This is a genomic window from Devosia sp. LjRoot16, from assembly GCF_964252795.1.
In the GTDB taxonomy this organism is placed as follows: domain Bacteria; phylum Pseudomonadota; class Alphaproteobacteria; order Rhizobiales; family Devosiaceae; genus Devosia_A.
Genome location: NZ_CAXUPH020000001.1, coordinates 1,004,022 through 1,027,485 on the forward strand (window position 1 = coordinate 1,004,022; position 23,464 = coordinate 1,027,485).

General features: G+C 66.4%; 15 protein-coding genes. 4 read left to right on the forward strand and 11 right to left on the reverse strand.

The window, feature by feature from the left end:
- Positions 1–31: 31 nt before the first annotated feature.
- Together ACSQ23_RS04715 and aldA are read left to right on the forward strand one after the other, a co-directional pair.
- Positions 32–1,342, forward strand: a complete 1,311-nt coding sequence (locus ACSQ23_RS04715) for a TRAP transporter large permease (RefSeq protein ID WP_436089898.1) — start codon at positions 32–34, stop codon at positions 1,340–1,342.
- 18 nt (positions 1,343–1,360) lie between these two features.
- A complete protein-coding gene (gene aldA / locus ACSQ23_RS04720; protein ID WP_436089899.1) occupies positions 1,361–2,830 on the forward strand; it encodes an aldehyde dehydrogenase in 1,470 nt (489 codons plus the stop codon).
- Positions 2,831–3,022: 192 nt separating this feature from the next.
- On the opposite strand, the gene ACSQ23_RS04725 is transcribed toward aldA, so the two are convergent.
- The 8 genes from ACSQ23_RS04725 to ACSQ23_RS04760 form a co-directional block, all read right to left on the reverse strand.
- Positions 3,023–3,784: an SDR family NAD(P)-dependent oxidoreductase gene (locus tag ACSQ23_RS04725; RefSeq protein ID WP_436089900.1), complete on the reverse strand. Its 762-nt coding sequence runs from the start codon at positions 3,782–3,784 to the stop codon at positions 3,023–3,025.
- Positions 3,781–5,439: a hydantoinase B/oxoprolinase family protein gene (locus ACSQ23_RS04730; protein WP_436089901.1), complete on the reverse strand. Its 1,659-nt coding sequence runs from the start codon at positions 5,437–5,439 to the stop codon at positions 3,781–3,783. Before ACSQ23_RS04730 ends, ACSQ23_RS04725 begins: the two co-directional genes overlap by 4 nt.
- Positions 5,436–7,514, reverse strand: coding sequence for a hydantoinase/oxoprolinase family protein (locus ACSQ23_RS04735; RefSeq protein ID WP_436089902.1), 2,079 nt, complete (start codon positions 7,512–7,514; stop codon positions 5,436–5,438). Before ACSQ23_RS04735 ends, ACSQ23_RS04730 begins: the two co-directional genes overlap by 4 nt.
- Before the next feature lie 3 nt (positions 7,515–7,517).
- Positions 7,518–7,703: a 4-oxalocrotonate tautomerase gene (locus tag ACSQ23_RS04740; RefSeq protein WP_436089903.1), complete on the reverse strand. Its 186-nt coding sequence runs from the start codon at positions 7,701–7,703 to the stop codon at positions 7,518–7,520.
- Between the two features lie 205 nt (positions 7,704–7,908).
- Positions 7,909–9,441 carry a UxaA family hydrolase gene (locus ACSQ23_RS04745; protein WP_436089904.1) on the reverse strand — a complete coding sequence of 511 codons (1,533 nt, stop codon included), beginning with the start codon at positions 9,439–9,441 and terminating at the stop codon, positions 7,909–7,911.
- Positions 9,442–9,525: 84 nt separating this feature from the next.
- Positions 9,526–10,101 (reverse strand): DUF3916 domain-containing protein, encoded by a 576-nt coding sequence (locus ACSQ23_RS04750; protein WP_436089905.1) that lies wholly within the window; start codon positions 10,099–10,101, stop codon positions 9,526–9,528.
- Between the two features lie 5 nt (positions 10,102–10,106).
- Positions 10,107–10,793: a GntR family transcriptional regulator gene (locus ACSQ23_RS04755; RefSeq protein ID WP_436089906.1), complete on the reverse strand. Its 687-nt coding sequence runs from the start codon at positions 10,791–10,793 to the stop codon at positions 10,107–10,109.
- A gap of 230 nt (positions 10,794–11,023) precedes the next feature.
- A complete protein-coding gene (locus tag ACSQ23_RS04760) occupies positions 11,024–11,491 on the reverse strand; it encodes an invasion associated locus B family protein (protein ID WP_436089907.1) in 468 nt (155 codons plus the stop codon).
- A gap of 473 nt (positions 11,492–11,964) precedes the next feature.
- On the opposite strand from ACSQ23_RS04760, the gene ACSQ23_RS04765 reads away from it, so the two are divergent.
- Positions 11,965–20,118 (forward strand): hypothetical protein, encoded by an 8,154-nt coding sequence (locus ACSQ23_RS04765; RefSeq protein WP_436089908.1) that lies wholly within the window; start codon positions 11,965–11,967, stop codon positions 20,116–20,118.
- 98 nt (positions 20,119–20,216) lie between these two features.
- Here the strand turns inward: ACSQ23_RS04765 and ACSQ23_RS04770 are convergent, their stop codons facing one another.
- Positions 20,217–21,101, reverse strand: coding sequence for a hypothetical protein (locus tag ACSQ23_RS04770; protein WP_436089909.1), 885 nt, complete (start codon positions 21,099–21,101; stop codon positions 20,217–20,219).
- A gap of 280 nt (positions 21,102–21,381) precedes the next feature.
- On the opposite strand from ACSQ23_RS04770, the gene ACSQ23_RS04775 reads away from it, so the two are divergent.
- The gene (locus tag ACSQ23_RS04775) at positions 21,382–21,636 is read left to right on the forward strand and encodes a hypothetical protein (RefSeq protein WP_436089910.1); all 255 of its coding nucleotides are present in this window, start codon (positions 21,382–21,384) and stop codon (positions 21,634–21,636) included.
- Positions 21,637–22,234: 598 nt separating this feature from the next.
- On the opposite strand, the gene ACSQ23_RS04780 is transcribed toward ACSQ23_RS04775, so the two are convergent.
- On the reverse strand, positions 22,235–22,468 hold the full coding sequence (locus ACSQ23_RS04780; protein WP_436089911.1) for a hypothetical protein: 234 nt from the start codon (positions 22,466–22,468) through the stop codon (positions 22,235–22,237).
- Between the two features lie 602 nt (positions 22,469–23,070).
- A complete protein-coding gene (locus ACSQ23_RS04785; protein WP_436089912.1) occupies positions 23,071–23,331 on the reverse strand; it encodes a GlsB/YeaQ/YmgE family stress response membrane protein in 261 nt (86 codons plus the stop codon).
- Positions 23,332–23,464 lie beyond the last annotated feature (133 nt).

Here is a 23,464-nt window from a genome sequence, read left to right on the forward strand (position 1 = left end):
CTGAGATGCGACACCAAAGAACCCCAGCGTCATGAGCTTTTCCGCCTGGGCGATGTTCGCCTTGTTCTTCCTGTGGTCGTTCCTCGGCATGCCGATCGGCCATGCCATGCTGGCGAGCGGCATCGTCTACCTGCTGCTGACCCAGCAGGATATTGCGCTGGTCGCCACGCAAAGCCTCAACGGCCTCTATGGCAGCTTCGTGCTGCTCTCGGTGCCGCTGTTCATCTTTGCCGCCGAGATCATGAATGCCGGCGGCCTCACTGAGCGGATGTATGGCGTCGCCAATATGCTGGTCGGCCGCTTCAAGGGCGGGCTGGCGCATGTGAACATTCTCGCCTCGGTGATCTTTTCGGGGATGAGCGGCTCGGCGCTGGCCGATGCCGCCGGCCCCGGCAAGCTCGAGGTCGATGCCATGGTCAAGGCCGGCTATAGCCCAGGCTTTGCCGCGGCGCTGAGTTCTACCTCGGCGATCATCGGGCCGATCATCCCGCCTTCGATCCCGATGGTGCTGTACGGCGTCGTCGCCAACACCTCGATCGGCTACCTGTTCATGGGTGGCGTCATCCCAGGCCTGCTGCTGGCCGGGGCGCAATCGGCGATCGTCACGGTGATGGCGCGCTACAAGGATTTTCCGGTCGAGCCGGCACCGAAGCTCCGCGAGGCGGCGCGCACGGTGTTTCACGCCATCCCGGTGCTGTTCCTGCCGGTGATCCTGCTCGGAGGCATCTATTCGGGCGCCGTCACCCCCACCGAGGCCGCTGCCGTGGCGGCGTTCTGCGCCCTGCTGCTCGCCGCCTTCCTCTACCGCTCGCTGACCCTCAAAGCCTTCTACCGGGTGCTGGTCGACAGTTCGAAAGCCACCGCCATCGTCGCCATCACCATTGCCGGCGCGCTGGTGATGAACTGGGTGGTGGCGGCCGAGCAGATCCCCGAGGCGATGGGCCAGTGGATGATCAGCCTCGAGCTCAGCCCGGTGCTGTTCATGTTCGTGGTGACGGTGCTGTTCCTGATCCTCGGCGCCTTCCTCGATACGCTGCTGATGCTGTTGATCATCATCCCGATCCTGATTCCGACGGTGATCGCGCTCGGTATCGACCCGGTGCATTTCGGCGTCGTCTCGGTGGTGAACCTGATGATCGGCCTCGTCACCCCGCCGATGGGCGAGCTGGTCTTCCTGATCGCCGGAGTTTCCGGGATCAAGGTCGCCGATATCACCAAGGAGCTGTGGCCATTCCTGATCGCGCTGATCGGGCTGCTCTTCGTGCTCGTCTATGTGCCCCAAATCACGCTCTGGCTGCCCGAAATGGCGGGCTACAAAGTCCAGGGCAATTTTATGCGTTGACCACCTGAGGACCCCGCCATGCCCGGCATGAAAGATCTCGTCAAAGGCACCGACCGCTACCGCAACTTCATCGGCGGACAGTGGGTGGACTCGACGCTCAAGGAATGGATCGAGGTGGAGAACCCGGCCACCGGCCAGGTGATCGCTTCGGTGCCGCGCGGTAATGCCGACGATGCCGACCGTGCGGTCACCGCCGCCTACCAGGCCCAGCCCACCTGGGAAGCGCTGCCGCCGGCGTCGCGCGGTCAGCTGCTGAAGGACCTGGCCCGCGTCGTGCTCGAGAACCGCGAGCGGCTCGCCCGCATGGTGATCGCCGAACAGGGCAAGCCCCTGCAGGAAGCGCGCGGCGAAATCGAAAGCGCGGCGCTTTACCTCAGCTACGCCGCCGAGGAAGCCCGGCGCATCACCGGCGACATCATCCCTTCCGACAATCCGGACGAGCAGATCTGGATCCAGAAGGTGGCGCATGGCGTGGTGATCGCGCTCACCGCCTGGAATTATCCGGCCGCGCTGATGTGCCGGAAGATCGGGCCGGCGCTGATCGCCGGCAACACCGTGGTGGTGAAGTCGCATGAGGGCACGCCGACGACGGCGCTGGAAATCGCCCAGCTCGCCGACCAGGTCGGCTTTCCCGCCGGGGTCATCAACATGGTCAGCGGCACCGGCGAAGGGGTCGGCCGGGCGCTGGTCACCCACCCGCTGAGCCGGCTGATCACCCTCACCGGCTCGGTGCGGGCCGGCAAGGACATCTTCCGCAACGCCGCCGACGACCTCAAGGTCCTCCGTCTCGAGCTCGGCGGCAAGGCGCCCTTCATCGTCGCCGAGGATGCCGATATCGGCGCCGCGGTGCGCGCCGCGGTGCTGTCGCGCTTCGAGAATTGCGGCCAGGTCTGCATCTGCAACGAGCGCATGTATGTGCACGAAAAGATCGCCGACGAGTTCCTCGAGCGTTTCACCAGTGCGGTCAGGCAGCTGAAGGTCGGCGACCCGACGACGCTGGTCGATATCGGGCCGAAATTCTCCCGTCCCGAGCTCGACAAGGTCGATCGCATGGTCGAGGCCGCCAAGGCCGCCGGCGCCGAAGTGCTGACCGGCGGACGCCGCCTCACCGAGGGCGAGTTCTCGCGTGGCCACTGGTACGATCCGACGGTGCTGAAGGTGAACGACAACTCCATGCAGATCATGCAGGACGAAGTCTTCGGCCCAGTGGTCCCGGTGATGACCGTCACCGATTTCGACGAGGGGCTGCGCCTCGCCAATGAAAGCCGCTATGGCCTCTCGGCCTATGTGTTCACCAAGGACATGCGCCGCATGATGCGGCTGATCCGCGAGCTGAAATTCGGCGAGATCTACGTCAACAAGCAGGGCGGCGACGTGGTCCAGGCCCACCACGCCGGCATCCGCGATTCCGGCATCGGCGGCGAGGACGGCAGGTACGGGCTGGATGCGTATTTCCAGAAGAAGACGATCTATGTGAACTATGCGTGAGGCCTGGGCGACCTGCCCCACCCCACCCAGCTTTGCTAAGCCGCTGACGCGGCCAGCTGCGCTACCCTCCCCATCAAGGGGAGGGAGACGATGGAACCGAAAGCTCGCAGTCAGATCTCCCTCCCCCTTGTGGGGAGGGTAGCGTCGCCGGGAGCGAAGCGACCTGGCAAAGCTAGGGTGGGGGTGAGCCCCCTACTCCGGCACCGCCGCATAGGCCGTGTACGCACTGGTCGCCAGCCAGCCGGCGTCCACCGGCAGCGTCACGCCGGTGATCGCCGAGGCGGCGTCCGAGCACAGGAACCAGATCGCCTCGCCGACATCGGCGGGCTGCACGAAGCGGCGGAGGGCGGCTTTTTCGATGATCAGTTTCGGATCGCGCTGGCCCGAGTCGATGCGCGCCTGCATGGCCGGGGTCAGCACATAGCCGGGCGCCACGGCGTTGACCCGCACGCCCCGGGGCCCCAGTTCGGCGGCGAGGATTTCGGTCAGCATTTTGATCGAGGTCTTGCCCATGGCATAGGCCGGCTGGCCGGAGGGACGGTAGGTGGTGAGCGAGCCCATGTTGATCAGCACGCCCGCGCCGCGCGCCGCCATCGCCGCGCCGAAGGCCCGGTTGACCACCAGGGTGCCGCGGACATTGATGGCGTGGATGCGGTCATACTCGGCCATATCCATTTCGAGCACGCGCACGGCGTTCTGCAGCACGCCGGCCGAGTTGACCACCGCATCGACCGCGCCGCGGCGCGCCAGCACGTCGGTGGCATAGGCCGCCACCGCGTCGTCATCGGCGACATCCAGCCCGGCATAGGTGGCGCCCAGCTCCGCCGCGATGGCCGCGCCGCGCTCGGCGTTACGATCGGCGATTTCCACCGCCCAGCCGCCGGCCGCGAAGCGCCGTGCCGTCGCCTCGCCGATGCCGCTGGCGCCGCCGGTGACCACCACAACCTTGCTCATCGCTTCCCCCCATAATCCATTGCCGCCGCTTCCGGCGTCACCTTGCCATTGGCGATATCGGCCTCGATCGCGGGGCGCACGCGCCGCTGCGGATCGCCCCAGCCGCCACCGCCGGCCTGCTCGTGGCGAATCACCGTGTCCCTGCCGATTTCCAGCGTCACCTTGGCAGGCAGCACCTCGAAGCCGGTACCGCGATCGATCAGGTTGCGCGACGAGGCGGCCGGACCCCCGCCGAACAGGCCATAGGGCGGATGCTCGTGGCGGTCGGCGCGCAGCTGCAGCACGGCGCTCTCGGCCAGCAGCCGATACTGCCGCACCAGCCCAAGCCCACCGCGAAACTCGCCGGCGCCGCCGGAATCCGGCCTCAGCGCATATTCCTCCATCAGCAGCGGATAGCGCGCTTCGATGGTTTCGATGGGGAGGTTCGACATGTTCTGGCTGGGGTTGGTGATACCCTCGACTCCATCCTTGTCGGCCCGGCCGCCCCAGGCGCCGTTGATCATATCGACGAAGACGAAGGGTTTTGGCGGCTCGCCGTGATAGCCGCCGATCGCCACCACGGTATTGCCGCCCTCGCCGGCCGCCATCAGCTTTTTCGGCGCGATCTGCGCCAGCGCTCCCATCACCGTATCGACGACGCGATAGCCGGTGAGGGCGCGCGCCGCGACCGGCGCCGGCATGCGCGGGTTGAGGATCGAGCCTTCCGGCGCCGTCACCGTGATGCAGCGATAGACCCCGGCATTGTTGGGCACGTCGTGGTCGAGGGCGCAGCGGATGGTGAGATAGGTTGAGGATTTGACGAAGCTCAGCGTCGCGTTGATGGCGCCTTTGACCTGTGGCGACGAGCCGGCGAAATCCACCCAGAGATGATCGCCCTTCACGGTGATGCAGCAGACGATGGGGATCGGCGCCGGTGAGAAGCCATCGCCATCGATATAGTCGGTGAAGCGGTAGTCGCCATCCGGCCAGCTGGCGATGGCCTTGCGTGTCAGCGCCTCGCCATAGTCGATCAGCCGGCCGAAATAGCGCGTGAGCTCGTCGCCGTGCCGCTCGAACAGCCGCAGCATTTCGCGCTCGCCGATATTGCAGGTGGCGTATTGCGCATCGAGATCGCCCAGCACCAGCTCGGGCAGGCGCACGTTCTTTTCGATGATGGTCAGGAGCGTCCTGTTGGGGACCCCGCGCTCGTAGAGCTTCATCGGGGCGATGCGCAGCCCCTCCTGGAAGATCTCGGTCGAATCCGAGGCGTTCGAGCCCGGCACCCGGCCGCCGACATCGCAATGGTGCGCGATCACCACGGAGAAGCCGAGCAGCCGTTCCCCTGCAAAGATCGGCTTGAACATGAAAATATCAGGCAGATGCATGCCGCCGTCATAGGGATCGTTGAGGACGATCACGTCGCCGGGGAACAGGTCGCCTGCGAAGCGGCTGCGCACCACCTCGATCGCGTCGGGCACTGCCCCCAGATGCAGCGCCACGGTCTTGGCCTGGCTGAGGATGCGCCCCTCGGCGTCGCAGATGGTCACCGAGTAATCGAGCACGTCGCGGACGATCGGCGAACGGGCGGTGCGCATCACCGCATAAGCCATGTCGTCGACGATGGTATCGAGCCCCGATTTGATGACGGCGAAGGTGATGGGGTCGAGGGCGTTCATCGGGCCGGCTCCAGCGTGGCGACGAGGCTGCCGGTGGCATTGGGCGCAACGCGTGCGCCTGATGGAATGACGATGGTGGTATCCGGGCCCTCGATGATGACAGGTCCGTCGATCGGACCGGTCACTGCCTCGCGCCGCAGCACCGGCGTCAGTTGCGCTCCACCACGACCGAAATGCACCTCGCGCCGGGCGGCGCCCCCTCCGCCATCACCGGGGGCGGCGGCCTTGAGGGCGCGGAAATCCAGCGGCTCGGAGTTCTGCGCATGGGCGTGGAGCCGCAGCACCACGGCCTCGACCGCATCGGTCGGAGTGTAGCCATAGCTGTCGCGATAGGCGGCGATGAAAGCGGGCCGGAGCGCCGCCGCATCGAACCGGTCGAACGGGATCGACAGAGCGGCGTCCTGGCCATCGAGCCTGAGGTCGATCTCATAGCTGCAGGCGATGGAGGCGGCCTCATAACCCTGGGCTGTGAGCTGCGCGACCGCGGCTTGCTGCATCTCGGCGGAAAGTGCCGCCACCTCGGCGGCATCGACGCGGTCGAGCCGGCCGGCGAGCGCCCGCAATTCGTGATGCTCCACGGTGCCGGCCAGCATGCCCATGGCGGTGAACACGCCAGGCGAGGGCGGGAACAGCACACGGGTGATGCCGAGTGTTCGCGCCAGGTCGGCCGCATGCACCGGGCCGGAGCCGCCGAAGGCGAGGAGCGTCAGGTCGCGCGGGTCGAGCCCGCGCTCCACCGTCACCGCCCGGATGGCGCGCACCATGTTGGCGTTGGCGATCTCGCGGATGCCATAAGCCGCCGCTTCGATGCTGAGCCCCAGCGGCTGCGCCAGCTGGCGATCGATGGCGGCGCGGGCCGCCGCGATATCGAGCGACAGGCTGCCACCGGCGAGGAGCGGCGGCAGCAGGCCGAGCACCACATTGGCATCGGTGACGGTCGGCTGCGTGCCGCCGCGGCCGTAGCATACCGGCCCCGGCACCGCGCCGGCCGAGCGCGGCCCGACGGTCAGCAGCCCCGCCGGATCGATGGCGGCGATCGAGCCGGCGCCGTTGCCGACCTCGGCGACATCGACGGTGGGCACCCGCATCATGTAGCCGCCGGCCTTGATGAAGCGTGACGGCACCGACATGCCGGCGCGGAATTCATATTCGTGCGTGCGCGCCAGCACGCCGCGATGGATCAGCGCCGCCGATGCCGTGGTGCCGCCCATGTCGAAGGCGACGAGGTTGGCTTCGTCGGTGGCGGCGCCGAGCCGCTGTGCGCCCACGGCACCGGAGGAGCGGCCCGAGGAGATGAAGAACACCGGCTTTTGCTGCGCCACGCTCGCCGAGGAGAGCCCGCCATTGGAATTGCCGATCAACAGCGGCGCCGTCACCCCGTGGGCGCGGAGCTTCTGCTCCAGCCGGGTCAGGTAACCGCGCAGCGGCGGCAGCACATAGGCATTCACCGCCGTGGTCGAGGTGCGCTCATACTCGCCGGCCTCGGGCAGCACATCCATCGAGGCGGTGACCGCGATGGCGGGGAAAGCCTCAGCAAAGGCGGTCGCCGCCTGCCGCTCATGCACCGGGTTCTTGTAGGAGTTGAGAAAGCAGATGGCGACCGACTCGATGCCCTCGGCGGCGAAGAACCGGCCCGCCGCCAGCACGTCCTCGAGCCGCAGCGGCGTCATCACCGTGCCGTCGGCCCGCACCCGCTCGGTTGCTTCAAGCCGGTAGCGGCGCGCCACCAGCGGCTCGGGCTTATCCCAGGTGAGGTCGAACATGCCGGGGGTGCGCAACCGGCCGATTTCCAGCACGTCGCGAAAGCCGCGCGTGGTGATCAGCCCGCAGCGGGCGCCCAGCTTCTGCAGCAGCGTGTTGGAGCCGACAGTGGTGCCGTGCAGCACTTCGGTGAGCCCGTCGGCACGAAGCTCCGCTGCCGCCAGCACCTCGAGCATACCGGTGACCAGCGCATCCTCCGGCGCCTCGGGAGTGGAACTCACCTTGGCCGAAAAACTGGCGCCATCGCTGCGCAGCAGCACGAGGTCAGTGAAGGTGCCGCCGATATCGACGCTGAGGCGGGCGCTATGGGTCATCGGCTACTTGTCGGAATTGAGTTTGCCGCCATTGGCCCAGTCATGCGGTTCGATATCGTGGAAGACGATGTCGACGACCTCCGGTCGGCATTTGAGAATGCGGGCGGTCTCGCGCGTCACGATCTCCGCGAACTCGCGCTTCTGTTCGACGCTGCGCCCCTTGAGCAGCTCGACCTTGATCATCGGCATAGGTGTCTCCCTGACGGCGTTCTGGTGCGCTTGACGATTGGCCGGTGCATCGTGGCTTTCCCCTCATCCGGCGCTACGCACCACCTTCTCCCCGACGGGGAGAAGAATCCGGAGGGTGGATCGGCCGTGAGGCCGAGACGGGTGAGGGGTTGGCAGCCGCTGGGATGACATCGAGTGGGATTGGTCCATCCGTGACATGCTGCAGCTACAACCACGCATTCACGTGCCAGGGGGCGAACTCGTCTTCGCCGTAGCCCAAGAGCTCGCTTTTGGTCGGCTTGCCCGAGGCGGTGGCGATCATTTCGCGGAACACCAGTTCGCCCATCTCGTCGATCGAGGCTTCGTCGTCGAGGATGGCGCCGCAATTGATATCCATGTCCTCTTCCATGCGCCGGAACATCGCGGTGTTGGTGGCGAGCTTGATCGAGGGCGATGGGCGGCAGCCGAAGCAGGAGCCGCGTCCGGTGGTGAAGGCGATGAGGTTGGCGCCGCTCGCCACCTGCCCGGTCGCCGACATCGGGTCGAACCCCGGCGAATCCATGAAGACCAGGCCCCTGGTGATGAGCGGCTGGGCGTAGCCGATAACATCGGTGAGGTTGGTGGTGCCGCCCTTTGCCACTGCGCCGAGGGATTTTTCGAGGATGGTGGTGAGCCCGCCCGCCTTGTTGCCGGGCGAAGGGTTGTTGTCGAAGCCCTGCGGCTCGTTGCGGGTGTACCCCTCCCACCAGTCGAGGAGACCGAGCAGCTTCTCGCCCACCTCTTGCGTCACGGCGCGTTCGAGCAGCAGGTTCTCGGCGCCATAGATTTCCGGCGTTTCGGCGAGGATCGCGGTACCGCCTGAGGCCACCAGCCGGTCGACCGCGGCGCCGAGCGCCGGGTTGGCGGAAATGCCGGAAAAGCTGTCCGAGCCGCCGCATTGCAGCCCGACGATGATCTCGCTCACCGGCACCGGTTCACGCTTCGCCTGGGCAGCGCGCTCCAGCATCGCTTCGACCAGCTCGATGCCGCGACCGATCGAGGTGCGGGTGCCACCGGTTTCCTGCATCACCAGTTTGTTGAGTTCGTCGCCGAGTTCGAGCTGCTCCTCGTCGATCAACTGGTCGATCTGGTTGTCTTCGCAGCCGAGCCCGACCAGCAGCACGCCCGCGAAATTGGGGTGACGGGCATAGCCGCCGAGCGTCCGCCGCAGCATCGACATCGACATCGAGCCGTCGGCGACGCTGCAGCCGGATTTATGGGTCAATGCCACCACCCCGTCGACACCGGGATAGGGCGCGAGCCGCGCGGGATCGCGGAAATACTCGGCAATCATCCGTGCCACCAGCGACGAGCAGTTCACCGAGGTGAGGACGCCGACATAGTTGCGCGTCGCGACCCGGCCGTCGGCGCGCACGATGCCGTCAAAACTCGGGATCTCGGCCTTGCCGCGAAGCGGCGCGTTGGAGAGCCGGGTGCCGATGGCATGGCCGGCCATCGAGGTTTCGAAGCCGAGATTGTGGAGATGGACATGCGCGCCCGCAGCGATCGCCTGCCGGGCCAGGCCGATCGGCTGGCCGAAACGGTGCACGGCGGCGCCCGGGTGGAGCGCCACCAGCGCCACCTTGTGGCCGAACGGGATGTCGGTAGCGGCGACGCCGGGAAACGGCGCCAATGCCTCGCCGGCGCTGAGATCGCGCAGCGCGATCCCCACCTCGTCCCCGGGCTTCAGCTGCAGCACCGCAGCGACCTGACCAGCCATGACCGTCTCTCCTCGGGAGGAGACAATCACACTAATCGTCGATTGTCAGCAATCAGCAGACGGAAAAAGCCGACAGTGGCGGCCTCAATCGTCGGTCGGCAGATCGCTGTAGATCCAGACCTCGCCTTGCGGGCCAATACCGGGTGGCTCCCAGTCGGGATCGTGGAGATAGGTGCGATAACCCTGCTCGACAAAGCCCGCGGGCACCGTGAGCTGCAAGCGCTTCGCGAGGCTCTCGGCCGCCGGCAGCGGGGTCCAGCGATCGTTGTCGTGATCGCGTTGCGCAAAACACGCCCAATAGCTCGGGTCGAAGAACACGCAGACCTCACTGGAGAACATATCGGGATAGTCGATGATCGCCGCGACGCGTGCGAAGCTCCGGGTGCGCGGCTTGGCGCGCGACAGGTTATGCGCGGCCTCGATCAGCCGCTGCGCACATTCCGCCTGGACCGCGCTGGTGACGATCGGTGGCGCCACCAGCCAGCGCTTAGCCGGGATTTTGGCATGGCTGTAGCCGCGACCATCCGGCGGGTCCGCCGGGAAATGTCCGGCCATTTGCTGCGCCCAATCCGCCATCCGCTTGAGCATGGCTGCGGTCTCGGCGCTGTAGTCGGCGGTCGGGTCCTTGTCGTCCACCGCGATGGCGCGGCCCTCGATCACGCTCGCTACTCCGCCACCACCCGCGGGTTCTCTTCGGTGTGCGCGGCGAGGAGTTTTACCTCGGCCTCGTTGTGGCTCTTGGCCAGCTGTTCGGCGAGATCGGGCTGGCGCTCGATCACCGCGCCGATCAGCGCCGCATGCTCGTCGACCAGTGCCGCATAGTCTGTCGGGAAGAACCCCGAATGCACCATGTGGAAGCGCACCTGCTGCATGATAAAGCCGTGCTGCTCGGCCAGCCGCCGGTGCTTGGCGATCTCGACGATCTCCTGGTGCAGGCGGAAATCGATGTCGGTGACGTCGTCGAAACGCTTGTCCTTCACGGCGCGCGTCAGTTCGGCGACGGTGGATTTGAGCCGCTTGTGGTCGGCGGCCACGCCGTGCTCGGCGGCCAGCCGCGCCGCCAGCCCTTCGAGCGCGGCGCGCAGCGTATAGAGCTCCCAGGCATCGCGCGGCGAGGTCTCGGACACCTGCCAGCGGGTGAACGCCACCTGCTGCACCAGCCCCTCGCGCGCCAGCTGCGCCAGCGCCGCGCGCACGGTGCCGCGGCTGACCTCGAGCTCCTCGGACAGCTGGGTCTCGAGCAGCCGCCCGCCGGCGGGCAGAATGCCCTCGAGAATATGGGTGCGAATCCCGTCGGCCGCCTGCCGATCGAGCAGGCGCTTCTCGGACTTCAGGCTAGTCAACTTGGCCATAAGCCCTCCGCGATTGCTGACGATCAACCATCAACCAGCAATTAGCTGATCAGGCCTGATCCGTAAATGGAGGCGGGGGAGAGAACGGCGCAGGGAGAGACGCAGCCGACGCTCTCCGGTCGACCTGCTCCGGCCGACTTGTCATCGGCATGATAGTTCAAATCCTGACGGATGCCCATGATCAGTCCGAGGGCAACCAGCAAGGCTTCGCGCCTGGACAGACTGCGAAGCTACTGGATTTTCTCGTACGCTGCAGTGAAGCCGTTGAGCGAAACCGGCACGGCGATGTCGCGCTGCTGCGCGTCCTGAAAGGTAATCGAGAGGGTGACGCCCTGCTTCAGCGCCGCCAGCAGTTCGGGGCCGACTGCGTCACCGGCGTAGCATCCGCCGCCGTCGCAGGTCTGCAATGGCAGGGTCGCAAATGCCGTGCCATCAACCGCAACCTTCAACCCGGCAGGCAGATGCAGGCCGAACGGGGTCTGGATCATCATCACCGGCGCCTTGCTGTCGGGCGGGATGCGCACCGTGACAGCGGTCAGCAACTGACCGGTATTGCTCACCACGACGCGCTGTTCGACCACGCAATCGAGCGCGCCGGCTCGGGCGTCGCTGGCGCACCGTGCACCCCAGGGCGCCGGCGGGGGCGGTTCAGGCGCCGCGGCAGTCTCCTGCCCGACGGCGGGCCATGCAGCGGACATCGACAACAAAACGGCACCCAAGAGCGTGGCGCATCTTATCGGTTGCGGGCGCTGTTGCATGTCGGTGGACCAGAGTGTTGAGGCGTCAGGAACTAGTACTTCATTCCTACATTTCGGTCCAGAGTGATTGCGGCCGCTTACAGACCGCCGTTTATACGACGAAGTTGGCATCAACTCATCCACAATAAATAACGGTCACTCGAGAGCAATCAGAAAGACATCGCTCCATTTCTGGTACGGTTTCATACAATTCGGCTATTGTTGACTGCGGCAGGTTTGCAACAGCTGCAAACATTCGAGTCTGAAATGAGCAGAATCAATGACCTAGCTTCGGACCGCGGGGCATAATTTACTGGATTTGTGTCGAACCGCTCTGCTGGTATTCGGGCAACCAACCTGCAACGACCGGTGCCACAATGCGAGCGCTAGGGGCTGGGACGGATCGCGCATCCGCTCCTGAAGTGGTAGTGGGGATGTGGTCGCTGCGGCCAGCGATGGCCGCCGCGGCGCTGCTGTTATGGGTGGTTGTGGGCCTGCCCGGCACGGCCCTGGCGCAATGCAGTCCGGACGCTGCCGTCGTCACCTGCAGCGGCGTGCTCGGGCCCATTGCCAAGTCCGAACCGCCGGTCGGTACGCTCAACGTCAACGGCATCGTCGGCAACATCGCCGCCGGTGGCGCCGGCGAAGCCGGTGTTGCCCTCAACAGCCTGCGGGCCCAGGCGGCGACGCCCGGCTCGTCGTTTGTCGACGGGACCAATGGCAGCAATGGCGCTTCGTCCGGGGCCGTCACCATTAATCTGCAGGGCGCCGGAGCCGGCTTCGTGCTGTCGACCGCCGATGGCATCGGCATCGAGGCGCGCAGCATCGGTGCGGCGGGCCAGAACGGCGGCGCCGCGGAGGCCGATGGCGTCCCCCTGGTCCCCACTTTCGGTGGCCATGGCGGGCTCGGCGGCAACGGCAACAACGTCGCCGTGACCACCACGGGTTCGGGGCTGATCACGACCGGCGGAAACGACCGGCATGGCATTCTCGGCCTGAGCAAGGGTGGCGCCGGCGGTAATGGCGGAGCAGCCGAAGGTGTCGCCGGCGTGACCAGCGTCGCCGGTGACGGCAAGAACGGTGGCTCGCCTGGAAATGTTACCATCAACAACGTGCTCAACATTACCACAGCGGGTACCGGATCGGCCGGCATCTGGGCCCAGAGCATCGGCGCCCCTGGCGGGCATGGCGGGGCGGCGAGCGGCAGCCTGGTTGATGCCGGCGGCGACGGCGCCGCTGCGTCTTCGGGCGGCACCGTCAGTGTCACCACTGGCGGCATCATCAATACAACCGGCTGGAACGCCTATGGCATCTATGCGCAGAGCGTCGGCGGTTTCTCGGGAAATGGCGGCGGTGCCTACGGGGTGTTCTCGTTCGGCGGCGGCCCCTCGAGCGCCGGCAATGGCGGCCTCGTCACCGTCGAGACCCTCGGCGGCAGTTCGATCACCACCATCGGCCAGAACGCGGCCGGCATCTATGCCCAGAGCGTGGGTGGCGGCGGCGGTGCCGGTGGCACCGGCGCCGGGCTCATCGGCTTCGGTGGCAGCGGTGGCGGCGGTGGTGGCGGGCAGAACGTCACCGTCACCAACCGCTCCGTCGTCAGCACCAGCGGCCCCGGCGCCGGCGGCATCGTCGCGCAGTCGGTGGGTGGCGGCGGCGGCGCCGGGGGCACCGGCGTAGGCGTTGCGGGTATCGGTGGTGATGGCGGGGCTGGCGGCAATGGCGGTGTCGTCAATGTGCAGAACTCCGCCAATGTCACGGTCCGCGGCAACGGCGACGGCTTCGAGCTCGGCAATTACGGCATCTTCGCCCAGAGCGTCGGCGGCGGTGGCGGTTCAGCCAACGTTTCGGCCGGGCTGTTTGCCTTTGGCGGCAAGGGCGGCGCTGCCGGCAATGGTGGCGACGTCACCGTCGGCAATACTGCCGAAGTGCGCAGCGAGTGCATCAACTGCCGCTTCGCCGGCGCCATCTATGCCCAGAGCGTCGGCGGCGGCGGTGGCCGCGGCGGCGGCGCGGCGGGCCTTATCTCGATGGGCGGCTCGGGCGGCGGCGGCGGCAGCGCCGGCGAGGTGCGCGTCACCAACACGAACACCCTCGTCGCCAGCGGCCAGTTCTCGCGCGGCATCTTCGCCCAGTCGATCGGCGGTGGCGGCGGTGACGGCGGCTTCGGCGGCGGCCTGTTCACCATCGGTGGCTCGGGCGCTGCAGGTGGCGAAGGCAAATTCGTCGGGGTCACCAACTCAGGCAATATCACCACCAGCGGTCCCGACTCGGCCGGCATCTTCGCCCAGAGCGTCGGCGGTGGCGGCGGCAATGGCGGCAATACGATCGCTGCCGGCGTCTTTGTTGCCATGTCGTTTGGCGGCACTGGCGGCCCGGGCGGCCGCGCCGGCAATGTCGATGTCAACCGCGAGCCGTTCTCTGCCTCGACCATTCAGACCAGCGGCGACCGCTCGGTCGGCATCCTGGCGCAGAGCATAGGCGGCGGTGGCGGTAATGGCGGTTTTGCCATCAGCGCCTCAGCCGGGCTCTATGGCAGCGTGTCCCTGGCCTTCGGCGGCAAGGGTGGCTCGGGTGGAGCGGGCGGCGACGTCTATGTCGGCGCCAATGGCGCCATCATCACCAATGGCTCGTTCTCGTCCGGCATCGTCGCCGAATCGATCGGTGGTGGCGGCGGCCGTGGCGGTTTTGCGATCTCTGCCGCGGTTGGCACCCTGGTCGGCGTTGCCGTGAGCTTTGGCGCCGATGGCGGCGCCGGCGGTTCGGGCGGCATTGTCGAGGTGAATAACGCGGCGCGCATCAGCACCGGTTGCGACGCCTGCACCCAATCCAACGGTATCTTCGCCAGCTCGATCGGCGGCGGTGGCGGCACCGGCGGTTTCTCGATTGCGGCGGCCGGCGGCCTCAGTGGCGGCATTGGCCTCAGCTTCGGCGGCGATGGCGGCACCGGCAACTTCGCCCAGGGCGTCAAGGTGACCAGCAACGTCGCCGATCCGCTCGGCATCCAGACGCGCGGCAGTTTCTCCAGCGGTATCGTCGCCCAATCGGTCGGTGGTGGCGGCGGCAATGCCAGCTTTGCCGCCAGCGCCACGTTCTCGATACAAGGCGCCAACGCCAATATGAGCTTCGGTGGCGATGGCGGCGACGGTTCGCGCGGCGGCGTGGTCGATGTCGGCAACACCGGCAACATCACCACCGGCGGCGCCTTCTCGCATGGCATCTTCGCGCAGAGCGTCGGCGGCGGCGGCGGCACAGGTGGCTTTGCCGGCGCGCTGGCCTTCTCGCTCAACGGCGCCGCCGCGGCGGCCGCCTTCGGTGGCGATGGTGGGACGGGCAGCGACGGCGCCGACGTTACGGTTCGCCACAGCGGCAACATCCTCACCACCGGCAACCAATCCAACGGTATCCTCGCCCAGTCGATCGGCGGCGGCGGCGGCACAGGCGGCTTTTCGATCAGCGCCGCGGGCTCGATCAAGACCGTCGCAGCCGCATCGTCGATGGGCGGCGATGGCGGTAATGGCGGGATCAGCGGCAAGGTCAGCGTCATCGACGTGTTCGGCAGCATCACCACCCGGGGCGAGCAGTCGCACGGCATCCTGGCGCAGAGCGTCGCCGGCGGCGGCGGCACCGGCGGCTTCTCGATCGCTGCGGCCTTCTCGCTTGAAAGCGATGCCTATGGCAATTCGGTGGGCGGCACCGGCGGCACGGCCAAGAATGCCGGCGAAGTGGTGGTGGTCAGCAACGCCGTGATCGATACCGGCGGCACCGACGGCAAGGGATTCAACTCGCACGGCATTTTGGCCCAGTCGATCGGCGGCGGTGGCGGCACGGCAGGCTTTTCCGGCACCGCGGTGTTCTCGCTGAAGGGCGACGCCGCGGCCAACTCGACCGGCGGCGACGGGAGCCTCGGTGGCACCGGCGCCAACGTCACGGTCACCTCGAATGGCGCCATCACCACACGGGCCGACAAATCGATCGGCATTTTTGCCCAGTCGGTGGGCGGTGGCGGTGGCGCCGGCGGCTTCTCGGTCGGGGCGGGCGTCTCGGTCGAGGGCGATGGCTCGGCGGACAGCACCGGCGGCAAGGGCGGCGCAGCTGGCGGGGCCGGTGAGGTTCGCGTGGCGGTCAACGCCGATATCGATACCCACGGCGCGCTCTCGCATGGCGTCCTGGCGCAGTCGGTCGGCGGTGGCGGCGGTTTTGGCGGCTTCTCGATCGGCGCCGGCTTCTCGATGAAAGCCGACAGCAAGGTCGACAGCGTCGGTGGCGATGGCAGTGGCGGCGGCGCCGGCAACTATGTCGAGGTGATCGTCGGCAATGCCAATGCGCTGGGCGTGCCGCATATCCATACGCGCGGCGAAGGCTCGATCGGCGTGCTGGCGCAATCGATCGGTGGCGGCGGCGGTGCCGGCGGCTTTGCCGGAGGCTTAAGCCTTGCGATCGATGGTTCCGCCGAAAATGACGTCGGCGGTGGCGGCGGCGGCGTGGCTTCGATAGGCGGCCAGGTCAAGGTGAACAATTTCGGCACCATCACCACCGAGGGCAACAATGCCGCCGGCATCATGGCGCAGAGCGTTGGTGGCGGTGGCGGCGTCGGCGGCTTCTCGATCGCGGCGACCTTTGAAGCCGAGGGTGACGGGGCCAAGAACTCGGTCGGCGGCGACGCCGCGGGCGGTGGCGCGGGCGGCCAGGTCGACGTGCTCCACGCCGGCGTCATCGAAACCAGCGGCGACTTTTCGCACGGCATCATTGCGCAGTCGATCGGCGGCGGCGGTGGCAGCGGCGGGTTCTCGATCGCCGGCACGCTCAGCGACGGCGGCAGTGGTGCAACCGGCAGCGTCGGCGGCACCGGTGGCGAGGGCGGCGCCGGTGGCAAAGTGACGGTCAACAATACCGGCTCGATCAACGTCACCGGACAGAACTCGGTCGGCATTTTCGCGCAATCGGTTGGCGGTGGTGGCGGCTCGGGCGGCTTTGCGGGCGCCATCGCGCTGGGTGGCGGCGGCGTCGACAACGTCGTCGGCGGCTCCGGCAGCAAGGGCGGCAATGGCGGCGACGTCACGGTGATCAGCACCGGCTCGATCCATACGGCGCTGGCCAACTCCTCCGGCGTTGTCGCGCAGTCGATCGGCGGCGGCGGCGGCTGGGGCGGCTTCTCGCTCGGCATCGGCGATGGCGGCGGCGGCTCCAGCGGCATCAAGGTCGGCCTCGGCGCCGGCTGCCCCGAGCCGCCGGATACCTGCGACCTGGTTTCGCTGATCCCGATCGATGGCAGCAAGGGCAAGGTCACCGTGACGATCAACGGCGAGACCAACATCACCGAGGGCGAACTCTCCTTCGGCATGGTCGCCCAGTCGATCGCCGGCGGCGGCGGCATTGCGGCGACGGTGATCCTCGACGAGCTGCTGTTCTCCGGTAGTGACGTGGAGATCATCGTTGGCGGCAACGGCTCGCTCAACGGCAACGGCCTGTTCCAGCCGACCAACTACAATACGCTCGCCACCACCATGACCGGCCTCGGCTCGATCGGCCTCATCTCGCAGTCGATCGGCGGTGGCGGCGGCGTCAATGCCTTCGCGGCCAACGCGCTCGTCCTCAATCCGGCGCTGCCGCCAGAGGATAGCTTCCTCATCCGGGTCGGCGGCTACTCGGCCGGCCTTGGCTTTGATCGCACCGGCAGCGGTGGCGGCTTCCAGATGACGGCCGAGGGCACCGTGACCACCACCAACCACAACGCCATCGGCATCGTCGCCCAGACCATTGGCGGCGGTGGCGGCGTGGGCAATATCTCGGTGGAAACCATCACCAATCCGGGTGAAGCGCTCGACATCGTGCTCGGTGGCAGCCAGCTCACCAATTTCGACGCCATCAACAACCTCACCTTCGTCGGCGACGCAGGCGCGGCTTCGACGGTGACGGCCGAAGCGCAGATCACCACTGGCGGCGCACTGAGCCATGGGCTTGTGGCGCAGTCGATCGGCGGCGGCGGCGGCATCGCCAACGTGGTGTTCGTCGACGGCGTGACCCTCACCGAGGGAACGACGATCCACATTGGCAGCGGTGCCGGCGGATCGGGTGGCCTCGGTGGCGCAGTGACCGCCAACGCCACCGGCATCACCACCACCGGCGCCGGCGCCTTCGGTATCGTGGCGCAATCGATCGGCGGCGGCGGCGGCCTGACCGGCGTCTATAGCGGCGGTACGCTCCTGGGCCAGGACGGCTTCTCGCTGGCCCCGATCACCATCGCAGCGGGCGGCGGCGCCGGCGGCAATGGCGGCGCGGCCACCGTCAACAGCACTGGCGACGTCCACACCACCGGGTTCGGCGCGCACGGCATCGTGGCGCAATCGATCGGTGGCGGCGGCGGCATTGTCGGCAATGGCATGTTCGCCACGACGCTTGGTGCGGCAGGCGACGGGCCGTTCGCCGGCAGCGTCGGCGGACTCGGCAACGCAGCCGCAGTGGGCGTCACCCAGACCCGCAACGTCGTGGTGATGGGGCAAAGCAGCGTCGGCATTTTCGGCCAGAGCGCCGGCGGCACCGGCGGCCTCGACGGCAACGTCGCCCTTAACATCAATCACGCCGGCACCAACGGCAACGGCGTCGGCCTCGTCTGGGCGGCGCATGGGTCGGGGGCGGCGGTGCAGATTGCCGACGGCCTCAACAACACGCTGACCAGCAATGGCACGCTCTATGGCCAGGCGAGTCTGCTCGGCGGCGGCCTGCCGCTGCTCAACGGCATGGCGATCCTCGGCGGTGACGGCAATGACGTGGTCACCAACCTCGCCCGCACGCCGGCCGGGGCCAATGACAACCAGCTGGTCGGCGGCACGCGCACCAGCAACATCATCGGCAATGTCGATCTCGGCGGCGGCGCCAACGGCCTCGTCAACCAGAGCGGCGCGCTGTTCATCACCGACGCCAGCATTATCCTCGGCGCCGGGAACCTGTTCGGCAACGAGGGCCTGCTCTCCCCCGGCGACCGCGCCCGCGTCAAGGAGACCGACGTCACCGGCAATTTCGACCAGGCCGACAGCGGCGCCTACTATATCGATATCGACCTCAATGCCCAGAATACCCCGGCGCTGGTCACCGACCTGATGGATATGACCGGTAGCGCCGCCTTCGACGGCGAGGGCCCGCTGCTGCTCTTGTCGATCAACAAGGCCTTCTCCAATGCCGGCTATGTCATCGCCCATGCCGATGGCGGCATGACCGATAATGGCTTCACGCCGACGCTGACACCGGCGGCCGTCGGTTTCATCTTCAGCGCCGAAGTGCAGGGCGCCGACCTGGTGCTGCTCGCCGAAAAACCGCCTATTCTCGACCTGCTGCAGGATCCCGCATCGGGTACCACCGACCCTAACGTGTGGAGCATGGGCGAGGGCCTCGACAATATCGAACAGGCGATCGGCATCGATGATCCGTTCAACTACCTGATCAACCTGCTGCGCCTGCAGCCCGATGCCGAGGCGCTCGGCGACGCGGTGACCACCCTGACGCCGCACCAGGCCCCGCATATCTTCGAGCTGGCCGACCGGCGGGCGACGGAATTCCTCGACCGCACCATCTCCGGTTGCGAGGACAGCTTCGCGGCCCGCGACATCGACGATCTGGTCTGCCTGTGGGGCAGCCTGTCGGGCGGCCAGTACAACCGCGGCATCGTCAACGACAGCCCCACGGCCGAGGACAAGTGGACCTCGCTGGCCTTCGGCGGCGACGTTCCGGTGAACGACAATCTCAATGTCGGGTTCGGTGTCGGCCTCGACCAGGTCGCCTCGACGCATGATCGGGACGGCATGGAGCTGTCGAGCATGAATGGCCAGCTCTATCAGGCCAGTGCTTCGGCCGAATACCATAGCGGCGGGTTCGGTGTCGGCTTCGTCGCCGCCGGCTCGTTCGGCGACATGGAGACGGCGCGCCGCGTCCAGGTCGATGGCTTCGAGCAGGGCTATTCGAGCTTTGACGGCATCGCCACCGGCGTTGCCGAGGTCGGCGAGTTGCCGGCCTTCTCCGACAAGATCATCGAGTTCGAAGGCATCGACGGCTATGCCCGGTCCGACGCCCAGATCTACGGCTTCTACCCGCGCCTGCGCCTCAGCTACGCCTCACCCGAGACCGACAACGGCGCCCAGGCGATCGGCATGCTGGATATCGACGGCCACCTGCTGCACACGCCGGAGCGCACCGAGACCGGGGTCGGCCTCGCCAATCTCACCTATCCCGAAATGACCCACGCCTTCGTCACCCTTACCCCCGGCCTCGAGCTTCGGCTCTCGAGCCAGATGGATAACGGCTTCGTGGTGAGCGGCTTCGTGCGGGGCGGCGTGCAATGGTCGCCGATGCAGAACCAGTGGGTCGCCGAGACGCAGTTCGAAGCCGCCCCCGAAGGGCTGCCGCCGATCGAGATCATCGAGCCCTTCGATGACCTCCGGGCCAAGCTCGATGTCGGCCTGGTGATGACCTGCCCCACCTCCGGCATGCGGCTCAGCGCCAACTATGCCGGCGTCTACGGGGCGACGACCACGTCGCACGAGTTCAAGGGGAGTTTGTCGTTCCCGATCGGCGGGCCGGCGGGAGGGTGCTAGCAGCGTCCCATTGCCCGGCCGGCTGGTCGGAGACGTAGCCGCAAAAGTCAAAGGCCGGCGCCAGGCGCCGGCCTTTTCAGGTCGTCGGTCGGATGCGGTTACAGGACGTCGGCCGAGACCGAAGCGCGGAACGGCGCGGTCGGGCTCGCCAGCGGACGCAGCGCATCGATCGCGGTGCCCTCGTCGCCGAACGGGATCGAGACCCCGAGCTTCACGGTATGGGTGGTGTTCGACTCGTCGTCCTGGTCGAAGGCGTGCATGCCCTCATAGGAGGCGACGAGGTTGAGGTTGAGATCGCCCGGCAGCCGGTAAGCCGCCTTGACGCCCCAGTTCACATATTCGCCCGGATCGTTGGACACATCGAAGTTGGCGCTGAAGCCATAGCCGACATTGGCCATCACGGCGAAATCGCTCGACAGGGCATAGGCCGCGCCGATCTCGGCGAACGGCCCGACAAAACCTTCGTCGTCATTGTCGAAATCGTCGTTGGGCGCGAAGGCGTAGCCGAGCCGGCCGACCAGCCTGGCGTAATCGATATCCACTGCCGCCTGGACGCCCGCGGCATAGCCGACGAACTGATCCACGGTCTCGGCATCGGGATAGGTGGCAAGGGTGCCGAAGCCGCCAAGATACCAGTTGTCCATCCGCATGCCGACCTGCGCGCCGAGCACGCCGAGATTGCCGTTGGTGACGTTCGGATCGCTGTCCTCGATCGCGAGCCACTCGCCATAGCCATCGAGCCCGAGCACCAGCGCATCGTACTGGCCTTCGATGGCGAAGGCGCCATAGACCCCACCAAAACTGCTGAAATCGCCGCCATCCTCCTGCGCCATGCGACCGAGCCCACCAAGCTCAACCACACCGCGCAGCCCATAGGACCCAGCAACGGGCGCCTCATCGACAGTGTCGATAAACAGATCAGCAGCCTCAGCCCCCGAGGCCAGCGCCAGGGCGCTAACGCCCAACATGAATGAACGGAACACGAATCGACCTCCAAGGTTTATTACTCGGGTGTATCAAGTCATATGATGACTTAATAGGTGGAGGGTTGCGGTTGTGGGGATGTTGTTGCGGGTGGGTCACAGATGGATTGCCAACGGCGGTCCTCTCACCTCGGGACAGCTTCGCCCCTCTGGCCGCAGTTCGCTCGGACAGCAGACGCCGTTTGCCAATCCCTTGACGCAGTACCTTGCAGCAAGCCCGACGAGGCAGCCCCGAGTGAAGCCGCCGAGGCCGACCAGGCGATCGGCCAGCTGGATATCGATGGCCACCTTGCTGCACACGCCGGAGCGCACCGAGACCGGGGCTGGCCTCGCTAATCTCACCCACCCCGAGATCACCCAGGCTTTCGTCACCCTTGCCGCCGAGCTTCGGCTCTGTACCCAGATGGACAACGGGTTCTTGGTGAGCGGCTTCGTGCGGGGCGGCGTGCAATGGTGGCCGATGCAGAACCAGTGGGTCGCCGACACCGCCCCCGAAGGGTTGCCGCCGAATCGAGATCATCGAGCCGTTCGATGACCTCCGCGCCAAGCTCGATGTCGGCCTGATGATAACCTGCCCAACCCTCGGCATGCGGCTGAGCGCCGACGATGCCGGCGTCTACGGCGCGACGACCACGGCGCACGAGCTCAAGCTTGTTGTTCCCGATCGGCGGGCCGGCGGTGGGGTACTAGGGGCGGGTGTCGCGGGTGTTAGTACGAACTTAGGCGTCAGAGCGGCAGGAGTTTCTCTGGCTCAGATGCGATTTCATCAAGCGCCTTGTCCAAACCCAAGGCATTCCGACGAGCGGCCATGTACAACTCCTGAGACGTGGTGTGGCGCGATGAGTATTGGTCAACGATCAGGTGATCTATCTGATCTCCGGAGGAGTCGATAGTTCGTCGACTGTCACCGACAGGGCGTGCCAACTAGAGGGGCGCGTTCCCGTTGAAGTAACTGACCATCCAAGGCCGCAAAAAGTCAGAAACCGCCACACCGTCACAGATCCTCCAGCGCGCGGTCTCGCCGTTGATGTGATGATCCGACGGAGCTCTGACCCTAGCCTACCGGCAGGCCATCTTATGGAGATCAGCTTCACGGTGACGGATGGCTTCATCGGAGCGGCTAGCCGTCCCGTTCACTTGTCCTGCGGCTCGCCGTGCTTCCACTCGCTTACGATTTCAGCGCCGATCTCTCGCAATTCCTCCCGGCCTTCCGCCGAAAGGTCCTCGACCGCATAAAAGGTCACAGCACCGTCTGCGCTCTCGGACTGATGGTGCACAGGAAAGCCATGGCGAAGCAGCCACGCCTCCAAAGAGGCAGCGTGGGGGGTGGCGATAGAAACAATCGCATCTTTGATGCGATCAGGCATCGGGGACTTTGGAAGCTGCAGAAACAGGGAGAATACTCTCACCGTCTGGTAAGGCGACGTACCCCTGACCTTGCAACCAATCCCGGACGATCATTTGAAGAGCCTCTTCTCGACTAAGCCTCGGGGTGGGAGGAATATTCCGATCAGCGATTAACCTGTCGATGCCAGAGAGCAGCTCGGAGGTAAGCCAACTGGTGGTCATTGATCGCACCTCTTCAGACGAATTCCGCGGTGCGACATCTAGTAACGATCAACTAGTTCCCGACCGAGGCCAGTAAGCCTTGGCTCGCCCGTCTTGGTGATCCGGACCCACCCCTTCGCCTGGAGTTCCTCACGCAGATGAGGCGGCGGGCATAGATCTGAACTTATTGCAAGGCGGGCCAAGGCGACCTTTTCGACGGGGCTGGGCTGGGTGCGTGAGGGAATGTGCAGCATTTTTGGCTCCGATTTCGACGACTAGAATGCCGACCTTTGAACTCGGTTCCCTCGCGTAGAAAGACCGCGCTCCGAGGGTTCAAAGCGCGGCCCTAGCTAATGCCACACGGGGGCGAACCTACGTGGCACAATACGTTAACCTACGAAGAAGCGGTTTGTTCCTGGCCTCACACTCGGCGAGAACTAAACGCACGCCCAATCGCGATAAGAATACACGCGCCGATAAACCCCGCTATAAGGTACCCAAGCCACCCGCCGAAACCGATGCCGAGCAGACCAAGCAGAAGGCTTGCCACTATGGCGCCCACCACGCCCAGGATGATGTTCATCAAAATCCCGGTATTCGACTTCATCATGATCGCGGCAAGCCACCCTGCCAATCCACCGATAATGACCGCTGCTAGCCAGCCAACTCCATCGAAAGCCATGTCGTCCTCGTTCTGCCGGAGCCAAGGGCGCGCCGACTGTCGGCACGCAATGCCCTGACGAAGCCATAACCCGTCCTAGTGAAGTTCGTTCCGTTGCCGCGTGGCTCCCTCGTAGTCAGCGACGCTTCACCCC

Excerpts from the sequence above, each read along its gene's own strand:
- ACSQ23_RS04775 (WP_436089910.1), top strand. The coding sequence starts at position 21,382 with ATGGCCACCTTGCTGCACACGCCGGAGCGCACCGAGACCGGGGCTGGC.
- ACSQ23_RS04735 (WP_436089902.1), bottom strand. The coding sequence starts at position 7,514 with ATGACCCATAGCGCCCGCCTCAGCGTCGATATCGGCGGCACCTTCACT.
- ACSQ23_RS04755 (WP_436089906.1), bottom strand. The coding sequence starts at position 10,793 with ATGGCCAAGTTGACTAGCCTGAAGTCCGAGAAGCGCCTGCTCGATCGG.
- ACSQ23_RS04760 (WP_436089907.1), bottom strand. The coding sequence starts at position 11,491 with ATGTCCGCTGCATGGCCCGCCGTCGGGCAGGAGACTGCCGCGGCGCCT.
- ACSQ23_RS04730 (WP_436089901.1), bottom strand. The coding sequence starts at position 5,439 with ATGAACGCCCTCGACCCCATCACCTTCGCCGTCATCAAATCGGGGCTC.
- ACSQ23_RS04745 (WP_436089904.1), bottom strand. The coding sequence starts at position 9,441 with ATGGCTGGTCAGGTCGCTGCGGTGCTGCAGCTGAAGCCCGGGGACGAG.
- ACSQ23_RS04740 (WP_436089903.1), bottom strand. The coding sequence starts at position 7,703 with ATGCCGATGATCAAGGTCGAGCTGCTCAAGGGGCGCAGCGTCGAACAG.
- ACSQ23_RS04785 (WP_436089912.1), bottom strand. The coding sequence starts at position 23,331 with ATGGCTTTCGATGGAGTTGGCTGGCTAGCAGCGGTCATTATCGGTGGA.
- ACSQ23_RS04780 (WP_436089911.1), bottom strand. The coding sequence starts at position 22,468 with ATGCCTGATCGCATCAAAGATGCGATTGTTTCTATCGCCACCCCCCAC.
- ACSQ23_RS04725 (WP_436089900.1), bottom strand. The coding sequence starts at position 3,784 with ATGAGCAAGGTTGTGGTGGTCACCGGCGGCGCCAGCGGCATCGGCGAG.
- aldA (WP_436089899.1), top strand. The coding sequence starts at position 1,361 with ATGCCCGGCATGAAAGATCTCGTCAAAGGCACCGACCGCTACCGCAAC.
- ACSQ23_RS04715 (WP_436089898.1), top strand. The coding sequence starts at position 32 with ATGAGCTTTTCCGCCTGGGCGATGTTCGCCTTGTTCTTCCTGTGGTCG.
- ACSQ23_RS04765 (WP_436089908.1), top strand. The coding sequence starts at position 11,965 with ATGTGGTCGCTGCGGCCAGCGATGGCCGCCGCGGCGCTGCTGTTATGG.